Here is a 6,181-nt window from a genome sequence, read left to right on the forward strand (position 1 = left end):
TGGGGGCGGCGGCCGCCGCCCCCACGACCGTATGCCCGCCCCCACTGCTCGACCGGCTGCGCGAGGACTGGGCGCTGCTCGAAGCGGCGGAGCGCACCGACCGGGCCGCGGTGCGCACCGTGCTGTTCCACCCCATGGCCGGCCCCTGGGCGCAGCGGCTCCTGGGCGGCCTCACCGCCACCACCGCCCCGACCCCGGAACTCCACACCGACCTGGCCCACCTGAGCGCCCTCGCCGCGGCCGCCGCGATCCGGGCCGCACTGCCCTGCACCGCCCGGCTCACCTCCCGCGAAGGGCTGCTCTCGCTGCCCACCCTGGGGGCGGTACGGGCGGGCCCCGGCCCGGTCGGACTCGACTACGCCGACGACGAAATGACGATCCGGCCGGCCGGTGCGCCGCCCCTTTCGGTACGGGCCCTGCCGGACGGCACCATGGCCTCGGCCGACCCCCGCTGGCTGCCGGTGCTCACGCTGCCCCCCGTACTGCCGGGCACCGGCCCGGTACCCCTGGACGACCTCGACCCGTACCGCACCCGCGGCACCGGGCTCGAACGCCACGGACTGAGCGCCGCCACCCACATCGACGACAGCGAACGCAAGGCCTGGACCGAGTCCTGGTCCGGCGTCGAACCGCTGCTGCGCGTGGGCGGCGAGCACCGGCTCACCGAAGCGGCCGTCCTGCTGCGCTGCCTCGTCCCGCTCGGACCGCCGCCCGGCTCCGGTCCGGCCGGCCAGGGCGCGGCCCACTGCAGCGGCACCCGGCGCGAGGCGTTCGGCGCGGTCCTCAGCAGCAAGCCCGCCACCCCCGCCTACTTCGCCTCGACCCTCGTGCACGAACTCCAGCACACCAAGCTCGCCGCGCTCGGCGCACTCGTCCGGCTGCACCACGAGGACGCCACCCCGCGCCACTTCGCACCGTGGCGCTCCGACCCCAGGCCCTTCGACGGGCTGCTCCAGGGCGCCTACTCGCACCTGGCGCTCGCCGACTACTGGCAGCGGTTCGCGCTCGGCGCGCGGCGGGTCACCCACCGCGATCTGGCCTGGGCGGAACACGCGCGCTGCCACCGGCAGGTCGGCGCCGTGCTGCCGGTACTGGCCGGCTCGGCCGCGCTGACCACCGAGGGGCGGGTGCTCGTCAACGAGATGATCACGGTCTACCACCGTCTGGAGGATTCGCCGCCACCCACGGGGCACCTGGCTCGCGCGGAGGCGTACGTGAGCACCGCCAAGGTGATATGGCAACAGAGGAACGGTTCACCCAGGAGCTGAGCAGCCAGGTTTCCGGTGGGGCGCACAGCCTCCGGTGTATCTTGAAAAAGCTCGCAACGAGGTCAGGGAGACGGTTGAATGCCCGGTACGCGTAAGCAAGTTGGAGCAACCGGGGTGCAGACCGTCACCCTCAGTTTCGCCGGTTTCAACCGGGCCTGGGCGGCGTGGATCGCGGACCGGCTGGAGCGGCGCGGGGTGACGGTCGTCCAGCAGCGCTGGGACCCTCCGGTGGAGGTCCCGCTGGAGGACGCCCTGCGGGACCTGATGCTCTCCCGCGGCCGGATCCTGGTCCTGCTCAGCGACTGGTACTTCCAGGTCGGCCCCCGCGGTCACGAGGAGTGGAACCGAGCCCTGCGCGAGGTCGTCGCCCCTGACCCGGACCGCTTCGCCGCCGTGTCCGTCACCACCTCGGCCCTTCCCGGTGCCACCTCGGTCTTCGGCGCCGCGGACCTGACGAACGTCGGCACGGACGAGGCCGAGCGCCGGCTGCTCGTCCGCCTGGGACTGCCCACCGACCCGCTGCCCGAGTCCGCCGCGGCGCGGCCGGGCCCGCGCTACCCGGCCGACACCCCCGAGGTGTGGGGCGGGGTGCCGCGCCGCAACACCCGCTTCACCGGCCGCGAGGAACTGCTCAGCAAGGCCTACACGGCCCTTCAGGACGCCGGGGCCGGTGCGGGCGTCGTCACGCTGCACGGCATGTCGGGGGTGGGCAAGACACAGCTGGCCGCCGAGTACGTCTACCGGTTCGGCTCCGAGTACGACGTGGTGTGGTGGGTGCCCGCCGACCGGCGTGCCCTCTACCGTCAGAAGCTCGCCGAACTCGCCCCGGAGCTGGGTCTGTCCACCGGCGCCGAGTACGGCGAACGGCTGCGCGCGGTGCGTGACTCGCTGCGCCGCGGCGATCCGCACTCCCACTGGCTGCTGGTTCTGGACGGTGCGGACGAGCCGGAGCAGATCTGGGACCTGGTGCCGACGGGCCCCGGTCATGTCCTGATCACGTCCCGCAACCCCGAGTGGGGCGAGCACAACAGCAACCTGGTCGAGGTGCCGGTCTACGACCGTGACGAATCGGTCGCCTTCATCCTCCGCCGGGCCCCGCGCCTCACCCGTACCGAGGCCGACCGGCTCGCCGAGGCGCTGGAGGACCTGCCGCTGCTGCTCGACCAGACCGCGGGCTGGCTGAACGACTCCGACATGTCGGTCGAGGAGTACATCGAGCTCCTCGGCGGCGGCATCGACCAGGACGTCGTCAAGGTCTCCGCCGACTTCCCGCTGGCCTTCCAGACCGCCTGGTCGATACTGCTGAACAAGCTCAGGGACACCGTCCCCGAGTCCGTCGACCTGCTCCGCCTGTGCAGCTTCTTCGCACCCGGCTCCATCCCCGTACGGCTGCTGAAGGAGATGCCACCGGGCGAGCTGCCCGAGCAGCTCTCCGGCCTGATGAACGACCCGCTGCTCTGGAACAGGGCGATCAGCCAGCTGCGCCAGTACTCCGTGGTCCGCCTGGAGTCCCACGAGTCCGTCATCGACGAGACGTCCTCCGGCGAGTCGATCTATCTGCACCGCATGGTCCACCAGATCGTCCGCAAGGACATGCCGGAGCGCGACCGCGAGGAATTCACCGACGTGGTCCGCCGGGCGCTCGCCTCCGCGGACCCGGGCCGCCCCACCGACACCCGGCTGTGGCCCGGATACGCCGAGATCACCCCGCACCTGAAGTGGGCCGACGTGCTGCGCAGCGCAGACCCCGCGGTGCACTCGCTGGTGCTCAACTGCCTGCGCTACATGTACCTCTCCGGGGAGTACCGCGCTGGCATCAAGCTGGGCTCCCGCGCCATGAAGGCCTGGGGCGAGCTGCTGGGCGAGAACCACCCCCGGGTCTGGGACCTCAGCTACAACTACGCCAACCTGCTGCGCGCGGTCGGCGACTACGCCGGAACCGAGGCGATCGAGCGGGCAGCCGTCGACCACCTGCGCACCGAACGCGGCGCCCAGGACCTGGAGCACCTGCGCGCCGCCGGCGGCCTCGCGGCCGACCTGCGCGGCCTCGGGCGGTACGACGAGGCGCACGAGATGTCCGGCTGGATCCTTGCCTCGTACCGCGAACTGCTGGGGGAACAGGACTCGCGCACGCTCAGCGCGCAGAACAACCTGGGTATGTCCCTGCGTCTGCTCGGGCGGTACGAGGAGTCGCTGGAACTCAACCGGCGCACCCTGGAGGCGCGTCGGCAGTTGCTCCGCGCGCGCCACAGCTGGACCCTCTACTCCGAGGTCAACTACACCACCGACCTGCGCCTCCTCGGCCGGTACGCCGAGGCGGAATCGCTCCAGAGCCAGAGCGTCCGCGTGCACCGGATCGTCATGGGCCAGGACAACCCGCAGACCCTGCAGGCCGAGCACAACCTCGCGCTCTGCCATTACCGCTCGGGTGAGCGGAGGCAGGCGGCGGCGTTGTTCAGCCGGGTGCTGGAGCGGGGCGAGCGGGTACTCGGTGAGGACGACCCGCTCACCATGATGTTCGCGACCAGCCAGAGCTTCTTCGCCCGGGAGCACGCCGACATCGACCAGGCCCGCGCCATAAGCGAGAAGGTCGTGCAGGGGTACGTGGACATGCTGGGCGACCAGCACCCCTATGTGGCGGGCACCCGTGGCAACCACGCGCTGATCCTGCGCAACGTCGGGGAGCGGGACCACGCGTACCACCTCCTGGAGGAGGTGCTCGTGGACATGGGCCGGGCGGTGGGCGAGAACCACCCCTGGACGCTCGGCTGTGCGGTCAACGCCGCGGCGCTGCGCAATCTCGTGGGCGACCCCGAGTCCGCCGCCGCGCTGACGGACTCGGTCGTCACCCGGGCCACCGAGACCCTCGGCAGGACCCACCCGCTGACCCTGACCGCCCGCATCGCGCACGCGGCCGATCTGCGCGGACTCCGCGACCGCCAGCGGGCGGACAAGGTCGAGACGGAGGCGCTCGACGATCTGGCGACCACCTTGGGCGCCCAGCACGTCCACACCGTCTCCGCAAGGTCCCGCAACCGGCCGTTCTGGGACTTCGAGCCACAGATGATCTGAGCACCTGCCCGGAACCCGTGCGGGACATGAGTGTCCGTCAGTAACCTTGTGAAACCAGCCGGTTGGTCATTCAGGGGGCGCGCATGGCGGTCGTTGTGGGTGCTGTGGCACCAGGGGCGGACGGTCCGATCCCGGTCGTGGTGGACGCCGAGGCGTACACCCGGGCCGGGATGCCCGCCACCGATGTGGACTCGCTGTACGACAGCGAGGAGACCCGGGACGCCGCGGGCGCCGCCCGACGCGCTCTGGGCACGGCGGGCGATCTGTACGGGGACGGCCTCGACCTCGCACGCCGGTGCGCCTCCCAGGCCATGCGCAGGCTCGGTGACCTGGGGCAGGGGCTGCGGCCCGACGAGATCGAGCTCCAGGTCGGCATCACCTTCGAGGCCGGGATGGCGGCCGTCGTGAAGGCCGGTGCGGAGGCGCAGATCCAGGTCACCTTCCGCTGGCAGCCGGGACGCGAGGAGCGGGCCACCACCACGGTGACGCCTTCATGAGCGAGCCGGCGCGGGCGGTCCCGATCCTCCCGTACAGCCGCGTCGTCGGGCAGGACGAGCTGAAGCTCGCCCTGGAGCTGAACTTCATCGCCCCGGGCATCGGCGGCGTACTGATCGCGGGACAGCGCGGCACGGCCAAGTCCACCGTCGTCCGCGCCTTCGCGCTGATGACCGGCGGCAGGCTGCCCGTCACCCTGCCGATCAACGCGACCGACGACCGGGTGCTCGGTGGCTGGGAGCTGGACGCGCTGATGCGCGGCGAGGCCAGGCGACAGGCCGGGCTGCTCGAAGAGGCCCATGCCAAGGGGATGTTGTACGTCGACGAGGTCAACCTCCTCGACGACCACATCGTCAACATCATCCTGGACGTGGTCTCCACCGGGGTGCTGTCCGTGCAGCGCGAGGGCATCGACACCGAGACCCATGTCTCCTTCGGGCTCGTCGGCACGATGAATCCGGAGGAGGGCAGTCTGCGCGCCCAACTGCTCGACCGCTTCGGGCTCATGGTCACGGCGGCCGAGCTGGACATCGAGGAGCGCCACCGGATGATCACCATCGTGCTCACCTTCGAGGAAGAGCTCGAAGCCGTGGACTCCGCCTGGCTGCGGGCCGCCCATGAGGAGAACGGGCGGCTGCGCGAGCGGCTGCTGGCGGCCCGCGAGCGGCTGACGGAGGTCCGGCTGGAGGAGGACGTCAGCAGGCTCTGTGCCGAGGCGGCCGCCCTGTCCGGCGCCGTCGGGCAACGCGGCGACCTCCTGGTGGCCAAGGCCGCCCGCGCGCTGGCCGCCAGGGAGTCGGCGCGGCGGGTGGAGCCCCGGCACGTGCACCGGGTGCTGCCGCTCGCGCTGCGGCACCGCAGGCCCGAATCCGCCCACGGCGCGGAGTTCGCCTGGGGGCCGGAGGAGTACGCCGTCCTCGCCGGCCTGTTCGGCTGAGCGCGTGTCCGCCCGGCCGACGCGGACCCAGGACCCGGGGGAACGGGACGATGCCTCCCACCGGCTGCTGACCGCGCTCGTCTGCTCCGCGCTGGAACCGGCACTCACGGGTGTCCTGCTCTTCGACCTGCCCCCGGAGCATGTCCCCGCCGTGGCCACGGTGTTCGCCGAGGTGCTCGGCGTGGCCGGTGGCCTGCCGCCGGGGACCGGGGTGCCCCGCACGACGCTCGACGCGGCGACCGCCGACGAGGACCTGTGGTTGCGGCCCCTGGTGCGGCGGGGCGCGGGCGGCATCGAGTTCACCCTCGGGCCCGGACCGCTGGCCGAGACGGCGGCCCGCCCGCCGCTCGTCGTCGTGCCCGACCTGGCCCGGCTGAGCGTTCCGGGGATGCGGGCCGCCGTCCAGCTC

General features: G+C 72.3%; 4 protein-coding genes and 1 pseudogene. All 5 read left to right on the plus strand.

Annotation, left to right across the window (positions count from 1 at the left end; genetic code table 11):
• Positions 1-1,268, plus strand: a 1,268-nt coding sequence (locus J1C73_RS12040; protein ID WP_207316360.1) for an aKG-HExxH-type peptide beta-hydroxylase, incomplete at its 5' end; no start/stop codon positions are given.
• A gap of 78 nt (positions 1,269-1,346) precedes the next feature.
• The gene (gene fxsT, locus J1C73_RS12045; RefSeq protein WP_207316361.1) at positions 1,347-4,340 is read left to right on the plus strand and encodes an FxSxx-COOH system tetratricopeptide repeat protein; all 2,994 of its coding nucleotides are present in this window, start codon (positions 1,347-1,349) and stop codon (positions 4,338-4,340) included.
• Positions 4,341-4,423: 83 nt separating this feature from the next.
• Entirely contained in the window at positions 4,424-4,837 is a 414-nt protein-coding gene (locus tag J1C73_RS12050; protein ID WP_242644050.1) for a CU044_2847 family protein, read from the plus strand.
• Entirely contained in the window at positions 4,834-5,772 is a 939-nt protein-coding gene (locus J1C73_RS12055) for an AAA family ATPase (protein WP_207316362.1), read from the plus strand. The genes J1C73_RS12050 and J1C73_RS12055 overlap by 4 nt, the downstream gene beginning before the upstream one ends.
• Positions 5,773-5,776: 4 nt before the next feature.
• Positions 5,777-6,181, plus strand: a pseudogene (locus J1C73_RS12060) (hypothetical protein); the annotation flags it as partial.

The organism is Streptomyces laculatispora, assembly GCF_017353455.1.
Lineage (GTDB): Bacteria > Actinomycetota > Actinomycetes > Streptomycetales > Streptomycetaceae > Streptomyces > Streptomyces laculatispora.

What these genes read in the sequence shown, in the direction of transcription:
- fxsT (WP_207316361.1), top strand. Translation starts at nt 1,347, where the DNA reads ATGCCCGGTACGCGTAAGCAAGTTGGAGCAACCGGGGTGCAGACCGTC.
- J1C73_RS12050 (WP_242644050.1), top strand. Translation starts at nt 4,424, where the DNA reads ATGGCGGTCGTTGTGGGTGCTGTGGCACCAGGGGCGGACGGTCCGATC.
- J1C73_RS12055 (WP_207316362.1), top strand. Translation starts at nt 4,834, where the DNA reads ATGAGCGAGCCGGCGCGGGCGGTCCCGATCCTCCCGTACAGCCGCGTC.